This window comes from Enterobacter sp. PL_is511, from assembly GCF_055816065.1.
The window spans coordinates 671,266-695,771 of the sequence record NZ_JBVPGP010000024.1 but is presented as its reverse complement, the minus strand read 5'-3'; the positions used below and the strand labels follow the sequence as shown (position 1 = coordinate 695,771).

Here is a 24,506-nt window from a genome sequence, read left to right as displayed (position 1 = left end):
GTAACATAGATATCCCCCCATAAGGGTGGACAAGTATTTATTTTTTCCGACTATTAACAGAGAGAATATTATGAGCGTTGTGCCTGTAGCCGACGTACTCCAGGGCCGTGTCGCCGTTGACCAACAGGTCACCGTGCGCGGATGGGTGCGTACCCGCCGAGATTCTAAAGCTGGCATCTCCTTCCTTGCCGTCTATGACGGTTCCTGCTTTGATCCTGTACAGGCCGTCATTAATAATTCTCTGCCCAATTACAATGATGACGTTCTGCGCCTGACGACGGGCTGTTCCGTTATTGTCACCGGCGTGGTTGTGGCATCCCCGGGCCAGGGCCAGAGTTTCGAAATTCAGGCCTCAGCCATTGAAGTCACCGGCTGGGTTGAAGATCCGGATACCTACCCGATGGCAGCAAAACGTCACAGCATTGAATACCTGCGTGAAGTGGCGCACCTGCGTCCACGTACCAACCTGATTGGTGCGGTGGCGCGCGTGCGTCATACGCTGGCGCAGGCGCTGCATCGTTTCTTCGACGAGCAGGGTTACTTCTGGGTGTCTACCCCGCTGATCACCGCGTCCGACACAGAAGGTGCGGGTGAGATGTTCCGCGTCTCGACGCTGGACATGGAAAACCTGCCGCGCACGCCGGAAGGTAAAGTGGACTATGACAAAGACTTCTTTGGTAAAGAAGCTTTCCTGACGGTATCCGGTCAGCTCAACGGCGAAACGTACGCCTGTGCGCTGTCTAAGATCTACACCTTTGGCCCAACCTTCCGTGCCGAAAACTCCAACACCAGCCGTCACCTGGCGGAATTCTGGATGCTGGAGCCGGAAGTGGCGTTCGCCGACCTGGACGATGTTGCGGGTCTGGCGGAAGCGATGCTGAAGTATGTATTCAAAGCGGTGCTGGAAGAGCGTCCTGACGACATGAAATTCTTCGCAGAACGCGTAGACAGCGATGCTGTGGCGCGTCTGGAGCGTTTTGTGTCTGCCGACTTTGCGCAGGTGGACTATACCGACGCGGTGGCGATCCTCGAGAAATGCGGTGAGACGTTCGAGAACCCGGTTTACTGGGGCGTTGACCTGGCGTCTGAACACGAACGCTATCTGGCCGAGAAACATTTCAAAGCGCCGGTTGTCGTTAAAAACTACCCGAAAGACATTAAGGCCTTCTATATGCGCCTTAACGAAGACGGTAAAACCGTGGCAGCGATGGACGTCCTGGCGCCGGGCATCGGTGAAATCATCGGTGGCTCTCAGCGTGAAGAGCGTCTTGACGTGCTGGACGCGCGTATGGAAGAGATGGGGCTCAACCCAGCTGACTACAGCTGGTACCGCGATCTGCGTCGTTACGGTACCGTACCGCACGCCGGTTTTGGTCTCGGCTTCGAGCGTCTGATCGCCTACGTTACCGGAGTTCAGAACGTTCGCGACGTGATTCCATTCCCACGTACACCACGTAACGCCAGCTTCTAATCGGTAAAAAACTAAAATGGCCAGCCTGTGCTGGCCATTATTTTATTCTGCATTGTCAGTTTTCGTCAGCGCAAAGTCAGCATCTTTAAACCTTCACCCCGTCACAACCACTACCTGTTACGTTTTGTTTCCGCGAAATATTCAGCCACAAAAAATAAACCCCATTCTTATTGCGATTATTACATCCTCAAGCGTTAGCACAAATTTCAACCACTTTTACAGCCATCCAGAAGGCTTTCTGGGGTCATAAGAAAAACTGAGTCGTTTAGCCTCTGTTTATATGAATCGCCGTTATCTCAATTAATCATAAGGAATTCATATATATAGGATATGTCCTGTCGCTTAATTCGCCAGGGCACTCTGAAGTTTGAGGTGGTTCACAAAGTTCCCAAAAATACATATTTAGTTACACATATTTTCTTTCGGTTACTTAATCTTGAGAATTGTAGCACTTTCAGGCTAGCGAAACGCTTCGCCGAATGGAAAGATGCCTGTCAGATACATAAAGACACCAAACTCTCATCAATAGTTCCGGAAATATTTATTGACAGAATTTATTGACGGCAGTGGCGAGTGTCATAAAAAAACCAATGAGGGTAATAAATAATGATGAAGCGCAATATTCTGGCAGTGGTTATCCCTGCTCTGCTGGTAGCTGGTGCAGCTAACGCTGCAGAAATCTATAACAAAAACGCTAACAAGCTGGACTTCTACGGTAAAGCTGTAGGTGAGCACATCTGGACCACTAACGGTAAATCCAGCAACGAAGATACCACCTATGCCCGTATCGGTTTCAAAGGTGAAACCCAGATCAACGACCAGATTACTGGTTACGGTCAGTGGGAATACAACATGGACGCGTCTAACGCAGAAGGTTCTCAGGGTACTAAAACCCGTCTGGCATTTGCTGGTCTGAACTTCGGCGACGCGGGTTCTCTGGACTACGGTCGTAACTACGGCGCTATCTATGACGCGGCAGCGTATACCGATATGCTGGTAGAATGGGGCGGCGACTCATGGGTTGCAACGGATAACTTCATGAACGGTCGTTCTTCTGGCCTGCTGACCTACCGTAACAAAAACTTCTTCGGTCTGGTTGATGGCCTGAGCTTTGCCCTTCAGTATCAGGGTAAAAACGAGCGCAGCAATGCTGTTGCTGCAACTTATACTGACGATGGTCAGCTGATCAACGTTGGTCGCGGCGGTAACGGCGCTAAAGCTAATGGCGACGGCTTCAGCTCCTCTGTTCAGTACGAACTGGGCGAAGGTTTCGCACTGGCAGCGGGCTATGAAACTGCTGACCGTACCAACGAGCAGGTTGCCGCTGGCAATTCCGCTGACTGGGCAAGCGCAGGCGGCGATCGTGCTGAAGCATGGTCTACTGCTGCGAAATACGATGCGAATAACATTTATGCAGCGGTTCAGTATGCTGAAACCACTAACATGACGCGTGAAGCTGATAACAACTTCGCGAACAAAACTCAGAACATCGAAGCCGTTGTTCAGTACCAGTTCGACTTCGGTCTGCGTCCATCCCTGGGCTACGTCCAGTCTAAAGGTAAGGACCTGAAAGCACGCGGAACCTTCACCGGTGGCGATGCTGACCTGGTGAAATACATCGAAGTGGGTACCTGGTACTACTTCAACAAGAACATGAACGTGTACGCCGCGTACAAATTCAACCTGCTGGACGACAATGCCTACTCTGAATCTGCTAAGCTGGCAACTGACGACCAGGCTGCGGTTGGTATCGTTTACCAGTTCTAATCAGAACACCACTTTGTTATATGCTTAATGAACAGGGCTTCGGCCCTGTTTTTTTATGTGTGATAGAAAATAATGGCGACTTTTGAAAAGCCGCACGCTTTTCGTCGCAAACGGTTGGCATTTTGTAAATCTACCGTTAACCTGATAGCGGATTTCACTTCTGTAATCACAATGGAACTTCGTCATGTTTGAGAACATTACCGCCGCTCCTGCCGACCCGATTCTGGGCCTGGCCGATCTGTTTCGTGCCGACGACCGCCCTGGCAAAATCAACCTGGGTATTGGTGTATATAAAGATGAAACCGGCAAAACTCCGGTACTGACCAGCGTCAAGAAAGCTGAGCAGTATCTGCTGGAAAACGAAACCACCAAAAACTACCTCGGTATTGATGGTATCCCTGAATTTGGTCGCTGTACCCAGGAGCTGCTGTTCGGTAAAGGCAGCGCAATTGTGAGTGACAAACGTGCCCGTACAGCACAGACTCCGGGCGGTACCGGTGCGCTGCGCGTGGCGGCGGATTTCCTTGCGAAAAACACCTCTGTTAAGCGCGTATGGGTAAGCAACCCAAGCTGGCCTAACCACAAGAGCGTGTTTAACTCTGCGGGTCTGGAAGTGCGTGAATACGCCTACTACGACGCGGCAAACCACTCTCTCGACTTTGACGGCCTGCTGGCGAGCCTGAGCGAAGCGCAGGCGGGTGACGTGGTGCTGTTCCACGGCTGCTGCCACAACCCAACCGGTATCGATCCGACGCTTGAGCAGTGGCAAAACCTGGCGAAGCTGTCCGTAGAAAAAGGCTGGCTGCCGCTGTTTGACTTTGCCTACCAGGGCTTCGCCCGTGGTCTGGAAGAAGATGCCGAAGGCCTGCGCGCGTTCGCAGCCGTGCATCAGGAGCTGATTGTCGCTAGCTCCTATTCCAAGAACTTCGGTCTGTACAATGAGCGTGTGGGTGCCTGTACGCTGGTTGCTGCTAACGAAGAGACCGTCGATCGTGCGTTCAGCCAGATGAAATCGGTTATCCGCGCTAACTACTCTAACCCACCGGCACACGGTGCGTCTGTTGTTGCCACTATCCTGAGCAACGATGCGCTGCGCGCTATCTGGGAACAAGAGCTGAACGATATGCGTCAGCGTATTCAGCGCATGCGCCTGCTGTTTGTGAACACCCTGGCTGAGAAAGGCGCAGACCGCGACTTCAGCTTTATCATCAAACAGAACGGCATGTTCTCGTTCAGCGGCCTGACCAAAGAGCAGGTTCTGCGTCTGCGTGAAGAGTTTGGCGTGTACGCCGTGGCCTCTGGCCGCGTGAACGTTGCAGGCATGACGCCTGACAACATGGCGCCACTGTGCGAAGCGATTGTCGCCGTACTGTAATTTGCGCCCATAAAAAAGCCTGCGTTACGCAGGCTTTTTTTTATTCGGGTTACCAGACAGGCATTTCATCCTGAAGGAACGGGTTATGGAGCCGTTCATAGCCCAGCGTCGACATCGGACCATGTCCAGGAATAAACGTCACATCATCACGCAGCGGCAATAGCTTCTGTTTAATCGACTGAATCAGCTGCCCGTGATCGCCGCGAGGAAAATCACTGCGTCCTACGCCACCTTTGAAAATCACATCGCCGGAAATCAGCAGACGAGACTGGTCATCAAAGAAGGCAATATGGCCTGGCGTATGTCCAGGACAATGCAACACCTGTAAAGTCACATTCCCTACGTTAACGCGCTCTCCGTCGTTCAGCCAGCGATCGGGCGTCAGGGGCTGACACTCATCAAGGCCAAACATGCGGCTTTGGGCAGGTAATCCCTGCAGCCAGAACTCATCTTCTTTTTCCGGACCGACAATCGGCACGCCGTAGTGTTCAGCCAGTTCAGCCGCTGCGCCCACATGGTCGAGGTGACCATGCGTCAGTAAAATCTGCATGAGCGTCACGCCACTGTCGGCGACTTCCTGCTTGATCTTCTCAGCGTCACCGCCGGGATCGACAAGCGCGGCCAGTTTAGCCTGTTCGCACCAAATGAGTGAACAATTCTGGGAGAACGCGGTAACCGGAATAATACGATAGTTCATACTGCTCCTGTGTTTCGTTATTACCAGTGCCGAACCGGACCGGTATCAATATGCACAAAGTTGCTGCTGGGGTAATATCCTACACCACCTGCGCGCATAGATAACGCAGCTTTGCGAATATTGGCTAACGAAACGCCTTCAATATGGAAATCCATTGCCTGTCCCTTCGTGTGATAGCTTTTTTTCGCTACCCCGCGACTGTGGGCGCGCAGTTCATTGTTGGTATCAATCGAGCGATAGCCAGAAATGAGCTGCACCGGCTTGCTGGTGCCCAGCAGGCCCTGAAGGCGGAAAATCTGATCAAACAGTCCAGGATCGATGGCTTTTATTTTATTCGCGCGGAAATCACGGAAAAAATGGTTAAGTCTTGCTAATTCATCCTGAATATAGCCTCTGCCATCGAAAAACTCCGCTTTTAGCGACTCACCGGTATGAAGATTGTTGAGCGTTAAAACTCGCGGACGAGGTGTCGAGAGGGTGGCAAATGCTGGCGTCGGCAGGATGGCCGCTGCGCCGAGCGCAACGCCACCTAACGCCAGCAGTTTGCGGCGATTAGCGTCAAATTTGTCCATGATAATCAGGTCTACAGGTAAAAGAAATCGTAATATGCTTAGCGCACGAAGGGCACCATAACTGGCAAAACCAGGTACGTCAAGGCGCCCAACCCCAGTGAATACGCGGCTTGCGGCGATATAGCCGCTTATTCACCATAACTTACGACAATCATTTTTCCCGAACTGCTTCATTTACCTGATTAATTGTTCCGCTTTTGGCAAAATTTGTGCGCCGGATCGCGCGGTGAGATCATAATTGTAAATATCTGTACGATACTGGGTACGCCCATCCTCGCCCACAAACGCCGTCAGATAGTAAAGATTGACCGGAATATTGTGGCGAATATTAACGTAACGTGTATCCCCCTGCTTCAGGGCATCCGAAATACGCGTATCGTTCCAGCCCGCATCCTGAAGCAGCATATTGGCCAGCTCCGAGGCTTTGTTCACGCGCACGCAGCCAGAACTCAGCGCGCGGGTATCTTTCTGGAACAGGTTGTGGTTCGGCGTATCGTGCAGATAGATAGCTTCTGAACTCGGCATATTGAATTTGTAGCGCCCTAAAGAGTTATGCGCCCCGGGAGCCTGCTGGAAACGGAACGGCAGATTTGACGCTGTGATCGTCGACCAGTCGACCATATAAGGATCGATGGCCTCTTTACTGTTCCATCCACGCATCACCGTATAACCATGACGTTCCAGATAACCCGGGTCGTTCCAGACCTTCGGCAGAATGTCTTTTCGCGCCAGAGTCGGCGGCACGTTCCACGGCGGGTTTACCACCACGTTATTCAGCGCGCTGCTCATCATCGGTGTTTTACGATCCGGACGCCCGACAATCACGCGCGACGCCAGTTTTTCGCTACCGTCCTGGTAATAGACCAGGGAATACGCCGGGATGTTAACCATAATCCCGGTAGAGAGCGTTCCCGGCAGCAAGCGCAAACGCTGGATATTGAGCGCCAGCACCCCTGCCCGCTGCGCAGGCGATACGTTCAGCCAGTCACGCGTCGTCTGGCCAATGACGCCATCGGCCCCCAGCCCCTGAGCGGCCTGGAATTGCTTAACGGCCGCAACCAGCTCGCGATCGTAAGCCGCGGGTTTGTCGCTCAGGACAACGGCTTTCTTCTCTTTCACGGGAGCTGACGGGCTGACGGCGACGTTTTGTGGATCATCACCCGGGAGAGCAATCTTTGGCCCGCCTTCCAGAATACCGGAACGCACCAGGATCTCGCGCAGGGCGGGCACATCGCTGCTCCACTGCCCCGGACGCAGCGTCGCGGTACCGCGCATTTGCGGCCACGGACGCGTGTCCCCCACCAGCGCGAGGAGCGACTGGTGCAGAGTGGCATATTGTGGGTGCGTCGGTGCCAGGCTGGCGATAAAGCGCGGCAGTTCGCCATTATCCAGCGCTAGCTGCCATTGATTAATCACCGACAGCGCTGGCGTCGCCAGTTTGTAAGGTTTATCGCTGTACAGCCAGCGGTTGCCATTGACAGGAATACCCGCCACGAACTGCAGGTAGCCCATCATGGCATCGGAAAGCACCACGTCCCGCGCCTGCCCGGTGACAGCAGGATCGGTTAACAGCTCAACCCATTTTGTAAACTGCGGCTGAAACCCTGCAATCGCGACCTCCGCCAGCTGTTGCTGGAAGGCGCGCACGGCATCGCGGTTTTCCCACATCGGTTTCATATCGCGGGCAGCATAGAGGAGCGTGAGCTGATTGATATAGACAGGCGTGTAGCCTGACGGCAGCCCCGACTGCAGCTGCTGACTGAGCGATTCGGCGTCGATGCCTTCCGGCAGCGGTTTAATACCGGCCATGACAGCCGTCGCCGGAGACTGGTCCAGCGGCTGGGACAACGACGTTGGCTGCGCGCCTGTCGTTGCCGAGCTGTCAGTCGGCACAATTTCAGGCTCGTCGGCCTGGGCGGTTAACAGCGGAGCAAACATCACTGCCAGGCACAAACTCAGCGCAGACAGCTGACGACCACATTCTTTCTTAAGCAACATCCCTTGCCCCCTGTTTTCACGACATGCCCATCACGTTGGGGCTTTCTTTCATTATAGGTAGACGGCTAAGCTGTTGCCTTACCTTATGTAAAGAAGTTTAAAGATAACGCAGCCCTAAGCACAAGTTAAGTTTAAAAAAAAAGCGGCGCCAGGGCGCCGCTTTGGGTCAGAAGATACTTCAGGAAGCGTCGGCTGTGGTTTCCGGCAATGACTCTGGCGGCTGCGGCGCAAAGCCACGCAGCCCCACAACGTGAACGTGTTCGCTGTTCTGGAACACTTTACGCACCAGCTTGTAGGTAGTGCCTTTCTCGGGGCTGATGTTCTCCGGCGCCGCAATAATGAGCTGCATATCGAGACGTTCGCAAAGCTCGAACAGCGTGGCAATGGAGCGGGCATCAAGACGCGCTGCCTCATCCAGGAACAGCAGTCGGCATGGCGAGATGTCTTTGCCGCGCAGACGGCGCGCTTCATCTTCCCAGCTCTGGACAACCATCACCAGAATTGACATCCCGGTACCGATCGCTTCACCGGTTGAGAGCGCCCCGGATTCCGCACGCAGCCAGCCGTCTGAGCCACGGTTTACCTCAACCTCCATTTCCAGGTAGTTACGGTAATCCAGCAGCTCTTCACCGATGGTTTGCGGCGTACGCTGGCCCATATCAATCTGCGGGTTCAGGCGCTGATACAGCTTCGCCAGCGCTTCGGAGAAGGTCAGACGGTTGCTGTTGAACAGATCCTGATGCTGCTCGTGCTGCTCAGACAGCACTTCCAGCAGCGTCGCGTGGGCTTCACGCACGTTGACGTTGAGGCGCACGCTGTTCACCTGGCCAAACGACACGCTCTGCAGACCCTGGTTCAGCTGGCGGATACGGTTCTGCTCGCGCTGAATGGTTTTACGAATGATGTTCGCCACGCTGCGGGAGCTGATAGCCAGCTTCTGCTCGCGGGAGGTCAGCTCCTCCGTCAGGCGACCCAGCTCGATTTCCATCTGTTCGATAGCCTCGACCGGATCGTCAGTACGGATGATGTCCTGACGAATACGTTCGCGCAGGTGCTGGTAAACCGCCACGAAGAACTGGATTTTACGTTCCGGACGTTTTGGATCTTCCGACATACGCAGCACGTCGCGCAGGTGTTCGTTATCCGCCACCGCCAGACGCAGCGCACCCAACGCCTTATCCGACATGGAACGCAGCTCGTCGGCTGAGAGATATGCCAGTTCACGGCGGTGCAGACGACGCTCAACGTTATTGTCTTTCACCATGCGCATCACCGCGCACCAGCCCGCCTTCGCGGTCACAACCTGCTCACGCATCTCAAAGTAGTCGCGCTCCAGCTTGCGCAGGCGACGGGTCAGGTTATCCATTTCCGCTTCGCAGAAGGTCAGCGCTTTTTCCAGCTGATTACGACGCGCGCGGTTATTGCTGAGCTGAGAATGCAGCTCGTCACGACGAATACGCGCGCGCTCTTCTGCCCCACTGTCGGCACGCACGCCGATGTCCTGAAGCTCTTTCTGCAGATCGTTTAACAGCTCTTTCTTGGTGTCGAAGGAGCTTTTCAGCGAGGCCAGCACCTGGTTGTACTGGTTCAGTTGAGCGGAGTGGCTGCGCATTGCTTCACGGGCGCGAGTACGTTCCGCTTCCGCCTGCTCAAGGCGTTGACGCAGTTTTTCGTTCAGGTCGCTGTTACCGCTCAGCATTTCAGCCGAATCGGAGTAGCCGAAGTGGGCGCGACGCTGCACCACCTCCGTCAGGGCAAACGCCTGCTGACGCGCCTCGCGCTGCACCTGCTGTGACCAGGCATAGTCTTCTTTTAACTGCTCGAACTGTTCCGGGTCGCTCTGCAGTACAGACACGACGGGCTCCAGCTTCGCCAGCTGATTGCCGTGCTGCTGAACGAAACGCGCGGCTTCCTGCGCTTCATCCAGACGCTCCTGGATCTCATCCACACGGTCAGCCAGCGTGTCATCCGCCAGCAGATTCAGGCGCGGCAGAATGCGGTTAAGGGCCGCGACGCCCTCTTTCGCCTGCTCGAACTGGACGCGGCTCTGCTGGTTGTCGCTTTCATGACTGGCAATGGCACGTTCCAGCTCGCCACGGCGGGTATTGAGCTTGCGAATTTCCGCTTCCGGGTCAGCTTCAAAGGCCACGGCCAGATGGCTGCCGATAAAGCGGCTAAACGCCTGGTGCAGGCGCTGGGTTTTCTGCACGTCAAACGACAGCGTCGCGAAACGTTCAGACAGCGTTTCACGCTCGGCGTGCAGGCTTTCGATGCGGCTTTCGCGCGCGGCGCGGCCAAACAGCGGCAGCTCAGGGAAGCGGGAATAACGCCACTGACGGTCGGCGATTTTCACCACGACCGCTTTTTCCAGCTCGTCGACGCTGAAGACGCTGTCATCGAACGACTGCGGATCCCCTTCGATCAGATAGAGGTCTTCCGGGCAATCTTCCAGGCCGGCAAGCTGCTCAGAAATCAGCGACAGATCCGGGACCACAATCGCGTTACGGGATGGACCGTACAGCGCGGAGAAGTATGGCGCGTCGTCCAGACCGACATCGTCGTAAATCTCGGACAGCAGCACGCCGCCAAAACGCTCCGCCAGGGCATTGAGGCGCGGGTCTTCCGCACCGCCCGGCTGGCTTAAGCGTTCAATTTCTTCGTCGACTTCACGCTTGCGCGTGCCGACTTCGTCACGCTCAACAATGGCTTCGCGCTCGCGCTCCAGCAGCTGCTGCAGGTATTCGGTCACTTCCTGGCTGGATTCGAACTGCTCGCCGCACTGTTCGCTGAGCTGATTCAGGCTGCTTTGAGCCGCCAGCCAGACCGGCGCTCGTTGCAAGAGCGTCTTCGAACGGGACTGAATCTGCTCCAGCTCCTGACGCAGCGTCATACGCTGTTCGCTGGCGTTTGATACGGTATCGGACAGGGCCGCGATACGCGCTTCCAGCTCCTGATGCAGGGCCTCAAGCTCGTCGAAATCGTAATTTTTCCCCTGACGCTTGCAGAATTCCGCCAGAAGACGCTCGGCCTCCTGCTGCTCTCGCAGGCGCTGTTCCAGCTCGTTCAGACGCATCCGCAGCGGCTGAAGCTGTTCGGCCAGATGGCGCTGGTTCACACCGTCGCGCAGCAGTTCACGGGCAACGTCCCAGGCTTCGTTACGCGCCAGCGGGCCGTTAATTGCGACCGCCAGCTGATAAGCCTGCTCAAACTGGCTGTGCGCCGTTTGCGCGACGCTCATTTTCTGTTCGAGGGAGAGCAGCTTCTCGGTGGCTTCCTGCTCTTTGGCCTGGAAGGTATCCAGCCACTCGTCGGCGCTATCCGGCGTCAGGTCAGGCAGGTGACACAGCTCTTTCGCACGCTGTAATGCCTGCAATGCCTGGGTGTACTGAATCGCTCGCGTCTGCTGCACGTCAAGTGCCTGCTGGTAATCGGCAAGCTGGCTTTTCAGCTCATCCACTTCCAGCTCGGCCGCTTCGGCGCGGGCTTCGTTCTCTTCCTGCATGTCGGCGGCTTCGGCCACCACTTCATTTTGCTCTTCGAGACGAATTTGCAGCTCGTCGAGATCCGCTTCATAGCGCTCGATTTTTTCCTGCTGACGCAGCGCGGTCTGCACCAGGTTCAGGTGATCGCTGGCGGCCTGGTAATCGGCTTCCAGGTCGCCTTCGGCACCGTTGTGCTCACCCAGCTCGCGCGCCATTTCGACGTGCTTGTACTGCTCGGCCACCAGCTGTTTACGGGAGGTAAACAGCTCGCGGCGATATTCTAATGCCTGATCGAGATGCACGCGTCGCTCGTTGGCGTGGCGCATGTAGTCCGCCGCCACGTAGTTGGTGGCTTCGCTGATCAGGTGTTTAAACAGGTCGCGGTCGGACTGGGTAACGCGAATCGCTTCCAGCGTCATGCGGTTTTCACGCAGCGCCGCTTCCATATCCTGGAAAGCCTTACGTACGCCGCTGTTTTCCGGCAGCAGGTAGTCGCGCAGGGAGCGGGTGATGGCGCTGGAGATACCGCCATAAAGGGACGCTTCGATCAGGCGATAGTATTTGCTACGGTCTGATGCCGAGCGCAGACGACGCGCCACCACGCCCAGATCGAACATCAGCGCATGGTAGTCGGTAATCGAGTTGAACTGTTTGAACTGTACGCCTTCGATCGCTTCGAGCTTATCTTTCAGCTCCTGCAGCGTCAGCACACGCGCCTGACGTTCGTTCAGGGTTTCCGTCAGCAGCGCCGTTGGCTGCACGGACGTTGGCAGCCCCTGGATCGCAAACGGTTTGATATCCACTTTACGGTCGCGACCGGCAACCTGCTGCAGGCGTACGCCCACCACCACACGCTGATGACGGGAGTTAATGACGTCCAGAACCGAATAACAGACGCCGGCCTTCAGCTTCCCGTGCAAACCTTTATCACGGGAACCGCTTGTGGCCCCCGCTTCGGTGGTGTTACGGAAGTGAAGCAGCGTCAGGTCAGGGATCAGCGCCGTGACAAAGGCCGCCATGGTGGTGGATTTACCCGCTCCGTTACCGCCGGAGAGCGTCGTGACCAGCTCATCCAGATCGAACGTTCGGGCAAAGAAGCCGTTCCAGTTAATCAGCGTCAGTGAGCGAAATTTACCGCGTTCAATCATTACTCTTCCTCCCCGCTATCCGGCAGATTCTCTTCATGCTCATCATTGAGCTGCAAATGGTTCTCCACCGGCATCGCTTCACCGTCGCGGATCATGCGAAGCTGCGCTTCACGCGCGTCATCACCCGCACGCACGTCGGCGCCAAAGCGGAAGACAGATTCCGTGATGCGGAATTTGCTGCTGTCGTGGCCCATAAACCAGACCATCCCCAGACGACGCAGACGGTTCAGGGAAGAGCGAACCTTTTCCTGTAATTTCTGACGGTCAAGATCCGACCCCGTGGAGCGGTTGTTCACCAGCTTGAGCAGTTTGCTCTCATCTGCCAGCGTCAACAGCTCGTCGTAAAGTTCCTGCTGGGTGAAGATCCCTTCATTCGCCAGACGTTCCGGGCTGAGATAGAGGTAGCAAAGAATTTTGCCGACCATCATATCCAGCTCCGAGAGCACGGAACGCGGAATCAGCGTCGTGGAGCGTGGACGCAGGTAGAAAAACCCTTCCGGCGCGCGAATAAGCTCCACGTTGTAGCGTGCGTAAAACTCTTCCAGGTACTCCTGGAAGTCCATCAAAAAGGCGTGATTATCCAGCTCGTCTAAGCCAATGTGACGACCGGCACGCAGCTGGCTGTCCAGCGCCGGAAATAACGGATTCGCCAGCGCCTGTGCCAGCTTAACCGGCATCACTTGTTCAATATTTGTCAATGACATGCGCCTGTACCTTGGCTCCGTAATCGTTAATTGGCTGCCACTTCGGCGGCAGTCCGGTGAAATCTGCTTGTGCGACGCCCAGGCGCACCGCCTGGTCTACCACAATGCGGGCAACGTCGAAGTGGCGCGCGCGCGGATATTGCGCCAGATAGTCGCGCACCACGAGCCCAAGATCCAGCGGCACTTGTCTGGTTTTGTAGACAGCGAGCTGTTCTTCGATCATCGCCGCAAGCTGCTCGCGAATTTCGTTAAATTCTTCGTATTCCAGATCCGGTGGCAGTTCACCGGTCACCTCTTCATCGCGCAGCGCCATCTCTTCGTCGCGCATATCCAGCAGACGATCGGCATTGGCGTAGGTCAGCGCCCACGGTGCATCGAAATAGGTCTGCACCGACTGACGCAGACGCTGGGCAAAGACGCGGTTTTTATCCATATCAATCGCGGTACGGATAAATTTATGCACGTGTCGGTCGTAGCCGATCCACAGGTCGATCGACTGCTGGCCCCAGCTGATAATGCGGTCGAGTTTGCTCTGCAGATCGAATACCAGACGGTCGATAAAATGCAGATCGTCATGCGCCAGCGTTGCGTCCTGGATGCGCAGCAGGTTAGCCTGCAGCTTGTCCCCTGCGGCTTCCAGCGTATCCTGGAGTTCGCGCAGCGTGCCGGAGGTTTCTGACAGCAGAAGTTCACAGCTGGAGATAGCCGCTCGCCAGTCTTTATTCAGCAACTGCGCGATATCGTCTTTCACCTGCTGCTGCTGTTCGTCCATAAGGCGCTGGGTGAGATCGATACTGTCGAAGATTTCCGCCACCGAATATTTCAGCGGCGCGTAGACGTTACGGTGCCAGTGGAATTCGTCACCGTTTTCATCCGCCGCGTCGGCGGCGCGCTTAAGCTCACCCGCCACGATCGAGAGCTGCATGGAAAGACGCAGCGTGGAAAATTCACGCTGGCGAATATAGTAATCGGTGATGCCGATGCCCAGCGGCGTCAGGCGATAGATGGCGTTTCCTTCCGCCTGCTCGCTGGTAAAGCGGTTCAGCAGACGTTGACGCACCATATCGTTGATCGCGTTGTTGGCACGCACGCTAATGGTTTCGCTGGTTTGCTCAAACGCATCACTGACGTGGCGGAACGCATCCACCAGTTCACCCTCGCTCATTTCACCATCCAGCCGCTCGCCGTTCAGCGTGGCGACCGCCAGCAGGAAAGAGAGTCTGTCTACCGGCAGCGAGATGGAGAAATCGTTTTTCCTGGCCCAGGCAACCAGTTCGGGGACTGTCTGGGAAAATTCACTCATAGGTTATCCTTGCATCTGCGGCTTGTGCGCGGTGACGTGAATATAGCGGCCAAGGCTGACAAAAGGCTCCTGACGGCAATACCGCGTTTCCAATTCTGTTAAGGTGTCAAAACAGTCACGCTGTTTGTGTTTTTCACGGAGATAATCATGAAACACCCTGACGCCCGTCTTCCCGACAATCTGCCAGCCAATCGCTTCCAGCCAGCCATAAACCTGCTGTGGATCGCGCGGATAGTCCGGGGAAAGCGTGCGCTTTTTCTTTTTGGGCATCCCGACCTGAACATAGTCGAAGTTTCCCGCAACCATGTTGTGCATCAGGAAGCCGTTAGCATTGTAGAACATCAGCGACAGCGTGCCGCCCGGGCGCAACATCGACCACAGGGTTTGTAACACGCTTTGCGGATCGGCAACCCACTCCAGCACCGCATGAAACAATATCAGATCAACCTGGGTTTCCAAATGCTGCGCGATGTCCTGAGCGGCGCATTGTATAAAATGCATGTTGTCGCTCACACCTTTCTCTTCTGCCGCACGCGTCGCGCGGGCGACCATTTCAGCAGAAAGATCGCAAAGCGTGACGTGATGACCGCGCTCGGCCATTTTTATCGCCGTCTGCCCTTCACCGCCACCGGCGTCCAGCACGCGCAACGTTTGACCACCATAGGTGGCCAGAATGGTGTCCAGATCCTGCCAGAGGATCGTCTGACGGAGCTGCCCTTTCGTGGTGCCATAAATGTTGCGCGAAAACTTTTCCGCGATGTCATCAAAATTGCGATCCCGCATTGGGAGAGTTCCACTCGCTAACTGCAAAACCGCTATTTTGTCACACCCGCGCGGAGAATGAACCTCTCTGGTGTAATATCACCGGTATTCACCTGCTATATGGTCAAAAAAGGAACCAAAAAGGATGCTTTTTACCCTTAAGAAATACATTGGAGGGATGATGCTTCCCCTTCCGCTGCTGCTCATCATCATCGCGCTGGGGCTGGCGCTGGTGTGGTTCAGTCGCTTTCAGAAGAGTGGCAAAACGCTTATCACGCTCGGCTGGTTTATCCTGCTGCTGTTGAGCCTGCAACCGGTCGCGGATGGTTTGTTACGCCCCATCGAAAACAAGTACCCGACATGGCAGGGAAATCAGAAAGTGGCGTACATCGTGGTACTGGGAGGCGGATATACCTGGGATCCTGACTGGGCCCCCAGTTCAAACCTGATCAACAACAGCCTGCCACGGCTAAACGAAGGCATTCGCCTCTGGCTGGCGAATCCGGGATCAAAAATGATCTTCACCGGCGCGGCGGCCAAAACGAACCCGGTGAGTACGGCTGAAGCGGGTGCCAGAGTCGCGGAATCGCTCGGCGTACCGCGTTCCTCCATCATCACCCTGGACAGCCCAAAAGATACCGAAGAAGAGGCTGCCGCAGTGAAGCAGGCGATTGGCGATGTCCCGTTCTTGCTGGTGACCTCCGCCTCGCACCTGCCACGCGCGATGATTTTCTTTGAGAAGCAAGGCCTGCACCCGCTTCCCGCACCGGCAAACCAGATGGCTATCGACGCGCCGCTCAACCCGTGGGAACGGGCGATACCGTCCCCGGCGTGGCTGATGCATAGCGATCGCGTCGGTTATGAGACGCTCGGACGCCTCTGGCAGTGGCTGAAAGGATCGTCAGGCGAGCCAGGGCAGGAGTGATTTTGTTGCCAGATCGAAGTTTGCGCGATTAAAACGTCCGGTATTGACCAGCTGCGCAACTTCGTCCCAGAGCAGATAAAGCCAGCGCCGCCAGAGAAACGCTTCTGCAACGGGCGCGCGTTGAAGGTAATGCCACAGTAAACCTTCCGCCGCCCCGCTGTCGCTGAGCCTGAACAGCTCGTATTCGCGCGGAGCCCAGAGCATGATCCCCGGCCCCAGCATCGCCAGAAGCTGATCGCTGCGGGAGTCTTTGAGCATGCTGCGCAGGGTGAAATTACCGTGGATCAGCACGCAGTTGTCATTAAAACCGTCGAACAGCGCCGGTAAGCACTCGCGGGTACGAAACAGAATTCGCTTATCCTGCATGGTCAAACCGGTATTGTTGAACTGGTTAAGCGTCCCCCACAGAACCTCAACCCGCTGGCGATACCACAGCGGCCACAGATTTTCCTGAGTGCTGTCGACCGGACCGACAAGTCCGCGGCTATCCTGACGGTGCCAGGCCAGCAGCGCCTCGACAATCTGGTCTTTTAACTGCTCCCAGCGCTCCGGCGTGCGCGCGGGCGCTTCAACGGGCACGCCGCGCAAGCGCTCAATCAGCAGTACATCCGGGCCGGGATGTTCCTCATGGGTCATCACGCCGTACACCGTCGGCATACGGACGGTTCCCTCCCGCGCCAGCATCGACATTTTCCAGGCAAGCTGCCTGGCCACACCCGGTGAGGTGAAACTTCTGGCCATCAGCGGCATTGGGTTGCCCTGACTGTCATACAACGACCAAAGCGCGGTATCGGCCTTTTCACTCACGCATTCGACACGGCTTAATTTCTCACCCAGCAGATGGCTAAGTTCGGCACGCAGCTGTTCCATATGAGATTACCCCCATTAAGACTACTGCTTTTATAATGAGCGTCCTTAATGAAGATGTCACCCGGAAGAGATCAATCAGGAAAAAGAAAGTGAAAAATAAAGCGGAGAGTGCATCCCTCCCTGCGGAGAGATGCCGGTAAGATTAACGCAATTCGGCGCGAACGCGCTCAAGATCTTCAGGGGTGTCTACGCCCGTGCCGGGGACTTCCTCAGCAACGGCAACGTGAATTTTCTCGCCGTACCAGAGCACGCGAAGCTGCTCCAGCATTTCGATATGCTCCAGCGGGCTCGGCGCCCAGGCCACATAGCGGCGAATAAAGCCCGCGCGATAGCCGTAGATCCCAATATGACGCAGGAAGGTATCACCGATGGTCTCTTTAGAGAGCGCAAAGCGATCGCGATCCCACGGGATCGTGGCGCGGGAGAAATAGAGCGCATAGCCTTCCGCATCCATGACGACCTTCACCGCATTCGGGTTGAACGCTTCTTCTGCATGATGAATGGGTACCGCCAGCGTCGCCATTCCGACCTGACGCTGCGCCAGGTTTTCGGCCACCTGACGGATAATGACCGCGGGGATCATCGGCTCGTCACCCTGCACGTTTACGATGACCGTATCATCACTGAAACCGCATTTCTCAACCACTTCCGCCAGACGTTCGGTGCCGGACTGGTGATCGGCGCGAGTCATGCACACCTCTCCGCCTGCGGCCTCAACCGCACGAGCGACATCCGGATGGTCGGTGGCAACAATCACGCGGTCAGCACCCGATTCACGCGCGCGCTCGAGGACATGCACAATCATCGGCTTGCCGTTAATATCCACCAGCGGTTTACCCGGCAGACGCGTTGAGGCATAACGCGCAGGAATAATGACGACAAAACTCATGGCTTGCTCTCTTCTGCCACCAGGGAACGGGCTTCATTTTCCAGCAATACCGGAATACCGTCACGCAGCGGGAAAGCCAGACTGTCCAGCTTGCAAATGAGCTCTTGTTTGTCCTGGCTGTAGTAGAGTTTGCCGTTGCATACCGGGCAGGCAATAATTTCAAGTAAACGGTGATCCATAGTTCCTCCGTATGGGTAATCGCTAAAGCTTAACACATTCCCTTTTCAGGGCGTGCCTGTTTCCCAGCCACTTCGACAGGATGTAAACAGTCCGTCGGGTACCCGGCCCAGCGTCACGTCGTCGGCACCCTGCCAGCGCGCGAATTCGCTAATGGCGGACGTTAACCCTTTTTCCAGGCTCGCCGTCACCCTGACGCCCTCTTGCAGATAAAGCGCAATGATTTCAAGCGTGCCGGTCTTGCGGTGCATTTTGGCGTCCATGCGCCCGACCAGCTGTCCCTTATGCAGCAGCGGTAAAACAAAGTAACCATACTGGCGCTTTGGGGCCGGGGTATAACATTCCAGCCGGTAGCTGAAATCAAAGAGCTGCTCGGCGCGTTTTCTGTCCCAGACAACCGGGTCGAAAGGCGACAATACCGCGCTGTGGGTTGCCTGAAGTTTCCCCTCCAGAGCCTGAGGCAATAACGGGAGGAGATCCGCATGCAGCCACATTTCGCCCAGCGTTTCCACGGTAACGGGAATGACGCGCTGTTCGCGTTGCCACATGTCCAGCAGCGGTTTTAGCGCGGGCTGACGCAGGCGATAATAATCTGCCAGCCACTGCGCGCGAAAAATCCCCAGGCTACGGGCGCTGTTCTCCAGCATAACGGCCTCGGCCGCCTCCTGGGTAAGCAGGTCGCGCTCGTCGTCCCAGTGCGGCATCACGCGATGCGTCAGGTCGTAGACGCGCTGAAAATTACGCCGTTCAATCACCATGACTTTGCCAGAGGTAAACAGCCCTTCGAGATGACGTTTGTGCGGCTTCCACTCCCACCAGCCGCTTGTACCCTTGCGCGGGTGTTCAAAATCGGCGGAGCGTACGGGACCGTTTTCCTGAATATGCGCGATAAGCTGCTCAATTTCGGCCGCATGTTCCAGCATCCACGCCTGTCGGTATTTCCAGCCCATCTTTTCAGGGGCAAGCATACGGTGGCGAACCAGGGCAAAATCGCTGCGGGGCAGAAAGCAGGCTTCGTGCGCCCAGTACTCCATTAATTCCCCCTTGCTGAGCGCCTCATCCAGCCACTGAGAAGGATAACTCCCCAGGCGGCTAAACAGGACAAGGTAAGGGCTGCGGGCCACAATGTTAATGGTGTCGATTTGAAGTAGCGACATGCGCTGAACGGTCGAGAGAATATCGGCAGGCTGCGCGCGGCGGCGGGGCTTTTTGAGCAGCCCCTGCGCGGCAAGGTGTAAATGACGTGCAGCTGAAAGCGAGAGTTGCGGTAAAGACATGCGTTTTCCTGTCAGTCAAAGCGCCACCAGAACCGCGTAAGCCTTTACTGCACCAACGCAATCAGTTCCTTGAGCAATTGTTCCGGCTGCTCGCCGCTGAGTTCAGCGTCAACCGGCAGATACCACCAGTTATCTTTCGCAAAGGTACGGCATTTCACCGCATCTTTTTCGGTCATGATCAGCGCCTGTCCGGGTACGGTCAGGGCGTCTACCTGCCCTTCCACCAGCGCCTGATGGTCGGCCAGCGGAACGCGTTTTTCCAGCCGGGCACCACACTGTTCCAGCGTCGCGAAGAAGCGTGGCGGATGGCCAATCCCCGCCATCGCCACCAGTGAAGGCAGCTCCGCAACCGACCGACGTTCCCCCGTCACCAGGTTGATCGCCAGACCCGGCTGAAGGTACATCGGGATTTCACCCGTTTTCGCCTCCCCCCCGTTCACGATCACCGCATCAACGGACTTAAGACGCGAAGCGCGTTCGCGCATGGGCCCTGCAGGTAACCACCAGCCGTTACCAAAACGGCGAACGCCGTCGATGACCACAATCTCTTTATCACGCGCCAGGGCGTAATGCTGCAGGCCATCGTCAGTGATAATGATTTGCACCGCGTGTTCGGCAAGCAGTGCCTGAACGGCGTCGCTGCGCACCGGGGAGACCGCAACCGGTGCGCCGGTACGCTGGAAAATCAATACCGGTTCATCACCCGCTTCGGCGGTCGTGGTTTCCGCCGTCAGCAGCAGCGGATAACGCGCCGCTTTACCACCATATCCGCGCGATACCACCCCCGGGCGGATGCCGCGTTTTTGCAATTGCTCCACCAGCCAGATCACCACCGGCGTTTTACCGTTGCCACCCGCCGTAAGATTACCGACAACCACAACCGGAACCGGCGCGCGCCAGGCACGCTTCAGCCCCAGACGGTAAAGCAGACGGATTGTGCCGCTCACCAGGCCGTATAGCCAGGAGAGCGGCAAAAGCAGCAGCCACAGCGGGGATTCACCGGACCAGATGCGTGCAATCATTCGCCAAACTGCATCTTATGAAGCTGGGCGTAAACGCCGCGGTGTTCCAGCAAATCAGCATGGCTTCCGCGTTCAACAATGATGCCGTCCTCAACCACGACGATTTCGTCAGCCTGCTCGATAGTCGACAGGCGGTGCGCAATCACCAGCGAGGTACGGTTCTTTTGCAGTTCATCCAGTGCCGACTGAATAGCGCGTTCAGATTCCGTATCCAGCGCCGAAGTCGCTTCGTCCAGAATCAGAATCGGGCTGTCACGCAGCAGCGCACGCGCAATGGCGATACGCTGACGCTGACCACCGGAGAGCAGTACCCCATTCTCACCGATTATCGTATCCAGACCGTTATCCATCTTGTTGATAAAGTCCATTGCGTAGGCCATCCGCGCGGCGTTCTCAATCTGCTCGCGGCTGTACTCATCCGTGCGCGCATAGGCAATGTTGTTAGCCACGGTATCGTTGAACAGGTGCACGTTCTGGGAAACCAGCGCCACCTGATTACGCAGCGACTGCAGGGTATATTCCCGCAGGTCATGACCGTCTAACAGGATCTCACCTTCGTTAATATCGTAGAAACGGGTGATCAGGCTGGCAATGGTCGATTTACCCGAGCCGGAACGCCCCACCAGCGCCACAGTTTTACCCGCCGGAATGGACAGATTGATATTACGCAGCGCCGGCGTTTCACGACCAGGGTAGGCGAAGGTAACGTTGCGGAATTCGACATCGCCACGGGCGCGCTCAATTTCGCGTGTACCTTCGTCTTTTTCCTGCTCGGAATCCAGAATGCTGAACAACGTCTGGCAGGCGGCCATCCCGCGCTGGAACTGGGCGTTGACGTTCGTCAGTGATTTCAGCGGACGCATCAGGGCAATCATAGAGGAGAAGACCACTGTGATGGTACCCGCCGTCAGCGTCTCCATGACGCTCGGGAAGCTTGCTGCATACAGGACGAATGCCAGTGCCAGGGAGGCAATCAGCTGAATAATCGGATCTGAGATGGAAGAGGCCGAGACCATTTTCATCCCCTGCAGACGCATTTTATTGCTGACTTTGTCAAAGCGGTGGGTTTCGACTTCCTGACCGCCAAAAATCAGGACTTCTTTGTGTCCTTTCAGCATCTGTTCCGCGCTGGTCGTTACCTGTCCCATCGTATTCTGCATATTCTTACTGATATTGCGGAAGCGCTTTGAAACGACACGGATGGCAATAGAAACCACCGGCGCCAGCACGATAAGGATGATTGACAGCTGCCAGCTGTAATAGAACATCATTGCGAACAGGCCAATGATCGACGCGCCCTCACGCACGACGGTGATCAGTGCGCTTGATGACGAGGAGGCAACCTGCTCTGAGTCGTAGGTAATACGGGACAGCAGCGTCCCGGTAGACTGCTTATCAAAGAATGAGACCGGCATCCCCATCATGTGACTGAACAGGCGACGGCGCATGGTCATCACCACTTTCCCGGATACCCAGGAAATACAGTAGCTGGAGATATAGCTGGTGATGCCGCGCAAGATCATCAGTCCGATAACCACCAGAGGCATCCATAGCAACACTGAGCGATCCGTTTTACCAAAACCGTCGTCCAGTAACGGTTTGAGAAGCGATAGCATAAAAGTATCGCTGGCTGCGTTGAGGATTAACGCTACTCCCGCCACGATCAGGCCTGTTTTAAAGGGCGCAATCATCGGCCAGAGTCGGCGGAAGGTTTGCCACGTGGAGAGATCTTTGTCGTTATGCATTCAAAAAACCAGCATTCGTTGAAATAGCCGCATATTCTACCCGTTATCGACGGGCGCGCCAAACCACTGATGATACCAAACGGGTAAATATTGTTCTCGCAAGCGCCGGATTTGCCAGTGATGTTGCGAGAATGTCACCGATATTTGTCCAGAATGAGGAGTATCATGCCAGATATACCCCTCTTTTCGATAACGTCGGACAACTTTTGTCGACGGGAATCGCCATGCGTTATAGCGGGCTGCTGAATCCAGGGCGATCTGACCTTCTACCCGCTGGACCAGCGGCAATGAAGACGAAGTGTTGCTGCCATGATGAGGCACCTGGATTAGCGTGGACGTCAGATAACGCCAGTAATGGCTAAGCATAGCCTGTTCCGCTTGTGCTTCAATATCCCCTGTTAGCAGCACGCTCTGCTTGCCGTCGCCCACCTTTACCACGCAGGAACGGTTGTTTCCCTGAGCCGGGTAATTTTCAGGGGGCCAGTGGACGCTGAAGGTAAGTCCCTGCCATTGCCATCTCTGCCCGCGAAAACAGGGGCGATGTCCCGCCTGGCGCAAGGGGCTTCTTACCCACACGTCAGGCCACGTTTTTTGCAACGATGCGAGGCCTCCCGCATGGTCGAGGTGTTCATGACTGAGAATTACGCCTTCAGGCCGCAGGTGATGCCAGCGCAGCCAGGGAATAATTAACCGCTGCGCGCTATCCCCGCCCGGCCAGGCGAGTCCGGTATCATAAAGAATGGCTTTTCCCTGTCGTTCAATGACCATGGCCAGCCCCTGCCCCACGTCCAGCATATGCAGCGTCCAGCTCTCGCTTTTTGCCGTTCGCCAGAGAGGAAATGCCAGTAAGACGCTTCCTGCAAGACAAACGGCAGGAAGGGTTTTCCATGCGCGAAAACGCCAGGCAATGATGCTCAACCACGGCAGTAATGTCATGTATTGCCAGCGTTGGTCGACATTCTGCCAGCCGTCAGGCAGGCGCATGAGGAGCCAGAACAACCCCGCTAGTGACTTATCTGCTGCGAACCAGACGACGCTTTCCAGTGCCGCCAGCGGCAGCAGATGAAGCAGCATACCGAGCAGGATCAGCGGCACGGAGACAAACGTCACCAGGGGAACGGCGAAGAGATTCGCGACCAGGGAGGAGATACTGAAGCCATGGAAAATCAGGACCTGTAACGGCATGAGCAGCATCAGCATGCCGACCTGCAGATGGAGCAGATTCAGTAGTGGCCTTATAGGTCGAGCTCGTTGCCAGTCAGGAAGAGGAAGCCACTGAAACCAGAAAATGAGCGCGGCGACGGCAAATGCGGACAGGGCCAGACTCTGCGAAAGTACGGCTAGGGGATCGCTTATGAGGATCGCCGCGATACAGCACACCCATACCTGCCAGGGAGACCATTGACGGGCCGCGATCCGCAATATGGCAAGCACAGCAAGCGCGATGACCGTTCGTAGCGCAGGAGGTTGCAGACCGGTAAGCCAGGCGTAGAAAGCGGCAAAGCACAACCCGGCCAGGAGAGGCATCTGCCAGTGGACCCGGTGGCTGGGTAATAAAAACTGGAGCCCACGTGCGAGTAACCAGACGAGGGATGCTGCCAGCGCGATATGCAGACCCGAAATCGCCATCAAATGCAGCGTGCCGGTTTCACGCATCAGGTCTTTTATTTCCCGGGGCACATCCAGACGTTCCCCCATTCCCAGTCCGAGGATAACCGCCCCCCAGCGGTAAGCCGAAAGTCGGTTTTGCAGTGACATCAGGTATTGCGCTCGCAGGCTGCAGCGCCCATCGACGAGTTCAGCACGGGTGAAGCGCCCGCTTAGGGTTTGATGTTGGGCAAAAGCGCTGCGCTGAGAATCATATCCGCCGTCGTTCAGTTCGCCATGGGCAGGCCTGAGCCTGAGCGTCATGGTCCAGCGCTGACCGGCGCACGATTTCTGGGGCAGATAATTGCCATACAGCGTTACGCCGGTGGAGGCCCACCAGCGCTTGCCATCGACGCTGCGAATGTTTCCCTGATGCAGAGTGGCGCCGTCGGTCGCGGTGAGCTCTACCTCGGCCTGCACGGCCCCCGTTGTTAAATGCTGCATCGGCCAGACGCTCTCCTGTGCGGCCAGAATGCCCCACGCACAAAATAACAGCGTAATACCAGCATACTTCACTCGATGGTTTTGCCATGCAGCAATCACTATCCCGCCAGCCACCATGACCCACACGGTGTAAGGTGATGGCAGTTCAGGTAACCAGAGTAACGGAACTATCGCCAGAATGGCGCAGACGCTAAGCGCGGGAATTCCCATTGCTACCTCCCTGTTTCAGGG

The 24,506-nt window shown here is 56.0% G+C and carries 18 protein-coding genes; 4 read left to right on the top strand and 14 right to left on the bottom strand.

The genetic code is table 11. The annotated features are described in order from the left end of the window. The first annotated feature begins 70 nt into the window (after positions 1-70). From asnS to aspC, 3 genes are all read left to right on the top strand, one after another. Entirely contained in the window at positions 71-1,471 is a 1,401-nt protein-coding gene (gene asnS, locus AC0TN7_RS18670; RefSeq protein WP_024907781.1) for an asparagine--tRNA ligase, read from the top strand. Between the two features lie 606 nt (positions 1,472-2,077). After that, on the top strand, positions 2,078-3,238 hold the full coding sequence (locus AC0TN7_RS18665) for a porin (protein ID WP_282439303.1): 1,161 nt from the start codon (positions 2,078-2,080) through the stop codon (positions 3,236-3,238). Positions 3,239-3,422: 184 nt separating this feature from the next. After that, positions 3,423-4,613, top strand: coding sequence for an aspartate transaminase (aspC, locus tag AC0TN7_RS18660; RefSeq protein WP_473702337.1), 1,191 nt, complete (start codon positions 3,423-3,425; stop codon positions 4,611-4,613). 49 nt (positions 4,614-4,662) lie between these two features. On the opposite strand, the gene AC0TN7_RS18655 is transcribed toward aspC, so the two are convergent. The 7 genes from AC0TN7_RS18655 to cmoM form a co-directional block, all read right to left on the bottom strand. Next, positions 4,663-5,310, bottom strand: coding sequence for an MBL fold metallo-hydrolase (locus AC0TN7_RS18655; protein WP_473702336.1), 648 nt, complete (start codon positions 5,308-5,310; stop codon positions 4,663-4,665). 20 nt (positions 5,311-5,330) lie between these two features. Continuing rightward, the gene (gene mepK, locus AC0TN7_RS18650; protein WP_023335137.1) at positions 5,331-5,882 is read right to left on the bottom strand and encodes a peptidoglycan L,D-endopeptidase MepK; all 552 of its coding nucleotides are present in this window, start codon (positions 5,880-5,882) and stop codon (positions 5,331-5,333) included. A 174-nt stretch (positions 5,883-6,056) separates the two neighbouring features. Next, complete coding sequence (gene ldtD, locus AC0TN7_RS18645; RefSeq protein ID WP_090417519.1) at positions 6,057-7,880, bottom strand: L,D-transpeptidase; 1,824 nt, start codon at positions 7,878-7,880, stop codon at positions 6,057-6,059. 178 nt (positions 7,881-8,058) lie between these two features. Then, entirely contained in the window at positions 8,059-12,510 is a 4,452-nt protein-coding gene (gene mukB / locus AC0TN7_RS18640; protein ID WP_463726898.1) for a chromosome partition protein MukB, read from the bottom strand. Beyond that, on the bottom strand, positions 12,510-13,214 hold the full coding sequence (gene mukE, locus AC0TN7_RS18635; protein ID WP_008499954.1) for a chromosome partition protein MukE: 705 nt from the start codon (positions 13,212-13,214) through the stop codon (positions 12,510-12,512). Before mukE ends, mukB begins: the two co-directional genes overlap by 1 nt. Then, a complete protein-coding gene (gene mukF, locus AC0TN7_RS18630) occupies positions 13,195-14,517 on the bottom strand; it encodes a chromosome partition protein MukF (protein WP_024907787.1) in 1,323 nt (440 codons plus the stop codon). Before mukF ends, mukE begins: the two co-directional genes overlap by 20 nt. A 3-nt stretch (positions 14,518-14,520) precedes the next feature. After that, on the bottom strand, positions 14,521-15,300 hold the full coding sequence (cmoM, locus tag AC0TN7_RS18625; RefSeq protein ID WP_290094680.1) for a tRNA uridine 5-oxyacetic acid(34) methyltransferase CmoM: 780 nt from the start codon (positions 15,298-15,300) through the stop codon (positions 14,521-14,523). A gap of 124 nt (positions 15,301-15,424) precedes the next feature. Between cmoM and elyC the strand changes: the two genes are divergently transcribed. Next, positions 15,425-16,204, top strand: a complete 780-nt coding sequence (gene elyC / locus AC0TN7_RS18620; RefSeq protein WP_024907789.1) for an envelope biogenesis factor ElyC — start codon at positions 15,425-15,427, stop codon at positions 16,202-16,204. Here the strand turns inward: elyC and AC0TN7_RS18615 are convergent. The 7 genes from AC0TN7_RS18615 to AC0TN7_RS18585 form a co-directional block, all read right to left on the bottom strand. Beyond that, positions 16,181-17,074, bottom strand: a complete 894-nt coding sequence (locus AC0TN7_RS18615) for a YcbJ family phosphotransferase (protein WP_023311002.1) — start codon at positions 17,072-17,074, stop codon at positions 16,181-16,183. The two genes, elyC and AC0TN7_RS18615, sit on opposite strands and share 24 nt — an antisense overlap. A 142-nt stretch (positions 17,075-17,216) precedes the next feature. After that, positions 17,217-17,963, bottom strand: coding sequence for a 3-deoxy-manno-octulosonate cytidylyltransferase (kdsB, locus tag AC0TN7_RS18610; RefSeq protein ID WP_008499959.1), 747 nt, complete (start codon positions 17,961-17,963; stop codon positions 17,217-17,219). Next, entirely contained in the window at positions 17,960-18,142 is a 183-nt protein-coding gene (gene ycaR, locus AC0TN7_RS18605) for a protein YcaR (RefSeq protein WP_006174474.1), read from the bottom strand. The genes kdsB and ycaR overlap by 4 nt, the downstream gene beginning before the upstream one ends. Before the next feature lie 45 nt (positions 18,143-18,187). Next, complete coding sequence (locus tag AC0TN7_RS18600; protein ID WP_024907790.1) at positions 18,188-19,417, bottom strand: winged helix-turn-helix domain-containing protein; 1,230 nt, start codon at positions 19,415-19,417, stop codon at positions 18,188-18,190. A 44-nt stretch (positions 19,418-19,461) separates the two neighbouring features. Then, a complete protein-coding gene (gene lpxK, locus AC0TN7_RS18595) occupies positions 19,462-20,439 on the bottom strand; it encodes a tetraacyldisaccharide 4'-kinase (protein ID WP_024907791.1) in 978 nt (325 codons plus the stop codon). After that, a complete protein-coding gene (gene msbA, locus AC0TN7_RS18590; protein ID WP_024907792.1) occupies positions 20,436-22,184 on the bottom strand; it encodes a lipid A ABC transporter ATP-binding protein/permease MsbA in 1,749 nt (582 codons plus the stop codon). The genes lpxK and msbA overlap by 4 nt, the downstream gene beginning before the upstream one ends. 36 nt (positions 22,185-22,220) lie before the next feature. Further along, a complete protein-coding gene (locus tag AC0TN7_RS18585) occupies positions 22,221-24,485 on the bottom strand; it encodes a ComEC family protein (protein ID WP_090417531.1) in 2,265 nt (754 codons plus the stop codon). Positions 24,486-24,506: the final 21 nt, after the last annotated feature.

Bases quoted from the DNA above. Each gene is read 5' to 3' on its own strand.
- msbA (WP_024907792.1), bottom strand. From the start codon at position 22,184: ATGCATAACGACAAAGATCTCTCCACGTGGCAAACCTTCCGCCGACTC.
- AC0TN7_RS18615 (WP_023311002.1), bottom strand. From the start codon at position 17,074: ATGGAACAGCTGCGTGCCGAACTTAGCCATCTGCTGGGTGAGAAATTA.
- kdsB (WP_008499959.1), bottom strand. From the start codon at position 17,963: ATGAGTTTTGTCGTCATTATTCCTGCGCGTTATGCCTCAACGCGTCTG.
- AC0TN7_RS18585 (WP_090417531.1), bottom strand. From the start codon at position 24,485: ATGGGAATTCCCGCGCTTAGCGTCTGCGCCATTCTGGCGATAGTTCCG.
- AC0TN7_RS18665 (WP_282439303.1), top strand. From the start codon at position 2,078: ATGATGAAGCGCAATATTCTGGCAGTGGTTATCCCTGCTCTGCTGGTA.
- ldtD (WP_090417519.1), bottom strand. From the start codon at position 7,880: ATGTTGCTTAAGAAAGAATGTGGTCGTCAGCTGTCTGCGCTGAGTTTG.
- mukF (WP_024907787.1), bottom strand. From the start codon at position 14,517: ATGAGTGAATTTTCCCAGACAGTCCCCGAACTGGTTGCCTGGGCCAGG.
- ycaR (WP_006174474.1), bottom strand. From the start codon at position 18,142: ATGGATCACCGTTTACTTGAAATTATTGCCTGCCCGGTATGCAACGGC.
- mukE (WP_008499954.1), bottom strand. From the start codon at position 13,214: ATGTCATTGACAAATATTGAACAAGTGATGCCGGTTAAGCTGGCACAG.
- aspC (WP_473702337.1), top strand. From the start codon at position 3,423: ATGTTTGAGAACATTACCGCCGCTCCTGCCGACCCGATTCTGGGCCTG.
- AC0TN7_RS18655 (WP_473702336.1), bottom strand. From the start codon at position 5,310: ATGAACTATCGTATTATTCCGGTTACCGCGTTCTCCCAGAATTGTTCA.
- AC0TN7_RS18600 (WP_024907790.1), bottom strand. From the start codon at position 19,417: ATGTCTTTACCGCAACTCTCGCTTTCAGCTGCACGTCATTTACACCTT.
- elyC (WP_024907789.1), top strand. From the start codon at position 15,425: ATGCTTTTTACCCTTAAGAAATACATTGGAGGGATGATGCTTCCCCTT.
- mepK (WP_023335137.1), bottom strand. From the start codon at position 5,882: ATGGACAAATTTGACGCTAATCGCCGCAAACTGCTGGCGTTAGGTGGC.
- lpxK (WP_024907791.1), bottom strand. From the start codon at position 20,439: ATGATTGCACGCATCTGGTCCGGTGAATCCCCGCTGTGGCTGCTGCTT.
- cmoM (WP_290094680.1), bottom strand. From the start codon at position 15,300: ATGCGGGATCGCAATTTTGATGACATCGCGGAAAAGTTTTCGCGCAAC.
- asnS (WP_024907781.1), top strand. From the start codon at position 71: ATGAGCGTTGTGCCTGTAGCCGACGTACTCCAGGGCCGTGTCGCCGTT.
- mukB (WP_463726898.1), bottom strand. From the start codon at position 12,510: ATGATTGAACGCGGTAAATTTCGCTCACTGACGCTGATTAACTGGAAC.